Origin of the sequence: Paenibacillus sp. An7, from assembly GCF_009870785.1 — a bacterium.
GTDB lineage: Bacteria > Bacillota > Bacilli > Paenibacillales > Paenibacillaceae > Paenibacillus.
Genome location: NZ_WTWX01000112.1, coordinates 1 through 245, shown reverse-complemented (window position 1 = coordinate 245; position 245 = coordinate 1). Strand labels below are relative to the sequence as shown.

1 pseudogene is annotated in these 245 nt (G+C 45.7%); it reads left to right on the top strand.

The window, feature by feature from the left end:
• A pseudogene (locus GQY27_RS21360) lies at positions 1–245 on the top strand (transposase); the annotation flags it as partial.

The following is a 245-nucleotide window of genomic DNA, read 5'->3' as shown; positions in this document are numbered from 1 at the left end:
ACGAGAGCAAATGCCGATCGCACCTAAATGGGGTGTGAAATGCAATAGTGAAGGTGAAAACTTGAATTGGTATGGCTACAAAGGTCACTTGGACGTGGCAGCACAAAGCCAATATATTCTTGGCGCGCTACTTTCATCGGGAAGCATGAATGATGGAAAAGCTACCATTCCTCTGTTAAAAGGGCTACGCCACAGTTTCCGACCTACCGGTTTAGCTATATAGCGATGGATGCAGGATACGATTA